The 1,831-nt window shown below is 51.0% G+C and carries 1 protein-coding gene; it reads right to left on the reverse strand.

Annotated features, from left to right (window positions below; genetic code table 11):
- A partial coding sequence (locus AC0QH1_RS28295; protein ID WP_324634788.1) for a tetratricopeptide repeat protein occupies positions 1–1,831 on the reverse strand: 1,831 nt, incomplete at both ends.

Raw genomic sequence — 1,831 nt, forward strand, 5'->3', positions numbered from 1 at the left:
TTCTCATCTTGCAAGGCGGGAAAAGGTACTAAGAATAAAGAGTCGTGGGGAACGAAGATGACTTTATCCGTGGGGTTCGTGGGCAGTAAATCGGCAATGGGTGCGATTAACAGTTGATGCAGTTGGTGTAATTCCCGGTTCTCTCGTTGCGCGGTGGGACGAATTTGCTGTTGTGCCACCTGCTGATTGAAGGTAAAAGACCCTTCGCTGCGAACTTCCGTGGTTCCATCAACACTTTGAGCAACGGTGATATTCTGACGACAGACCTGGTTATCGAAACAACGGGCATCGGCAATTACTTTCGCCAACCAAGTATCTTGCTCTTGCCACAAGGGTTTGAGGTCAGTGCGACGGAAGCTTACCTCCCCCGTGGGTTCGATCGCCCAAATATATAGTTCCGATTCGACCAATCGCTCCACGTTTCCCACCAGAAAACCTTCCCGAATGTAGGAATATTGCACGATAGTGGCATTTTGGGCGGCGGCAATTTGTTTGATTTGTGCGAGGTCGGGAGGGGTGACGGTGAGAGCATTATCTGGGGTATCCGCAAGTCGTTGAGCGAGCAATTCCACAAATGCTCTGGCGCGTCCTCGTTCGGAAATTTCCAGGGCGGTATCGGTTTTATTCTGGGCAACCAGGACTTTTTGCAGCAGTTCGTAAGTTAATTTCTGTTGCTCGAACAGGGAAATTTTTTGCGCGTCGGTTAACCCGGGACGCAATTGTTCTCGCACTTCAATGGCTGCCAAAAAGTCTTGTTCTGCTTTGTCGTACTGTCCGAGTTTGTCGTAAACAACTCCCCGGTTGTTGAGCGTGTTGCCTTCCCCCGCTTTGTCCCCGAGAAGCCGTGCAATCTTTAACGATTGCAGGAAGTATTGCTCGGCTTCGGCGTACTCTCCCAGACTCGAGTAAACATTTCCCAGGTTGTTGAGGGCATTGCCTTCCCCCGCTTTGTCGCCAATCTCCCGTGCTATCTCTAACGATTGCAGGAAGTATTGCTCTGCTTCGGCGTATTCTCCCAGATTCTGGTAAACAGTTCCCAGGTTGCCGAGGCTACTGCCTTCCCCCGCTTTGTCGCCGAGTTGCCGTGCTATCTCTAACGATTGCAGGTAGTATTGCTCCGCTTCGGCGTACTCTCCCAAAGTTAGATAGATAATTCCCAGGTTGTTGAGGGCATTGCCTTCCCCCGCTTTGTTGCCGAATTGCCGTGCTATCTCTAACGATTGCAGGTAGTATTGCTCTGCTTCGGCGTACTCTCCCAAAGTTAGGTAAACAGTTCCCAGGTTGTTGAGGGCATTGCCTTCCCCCGCTTTATCCCCGAATTGCCGTGCTATCTCTAACGATTGCAGGAAGTATTGCTCCGCTTCGGCGTACTCTCCCAGACTCTGGTAAACATTTCCCAGGTTGTTGAGGGCACCGCCTTCCCCCGCTTTGTCCCCAATTTCCCGTGCTATCTCTAACGATTGCAGGTAGTATTGCTCTGCTTCGGCGTACTCTCCCAGATTCTCGTAAACATTTCCCAGGTTGCCGAGGGTAGTGCCTTCCCCCGCTTTGTCGCCGATTTCTCGTTTATTCCCTAACGATTGCAGGTAGTATTGCTCCGCTTCGGCGTATTCTCCCAGACTTAGGTAAACATTTCCCAGGTTGTTGAGGGTAGCGGCTTTCCCCGCTTTGTCGCCGAGTTGCCGATCTATCTCTAACGATTGCAGGAAGTATTGCTCCGCTTCAGCGTATTCTCCCAGACTTAGGTAAACATTTCCCAGGTTGTTGAGGGCGTTACCTTCCCACGGTTTGTCCCCAATTTCTCGTGCTATCTCTAACGATTGCAGGAAGT

It is taken from the genome of Phormidium sp. CCY1219, assembly GCF_055795085.1.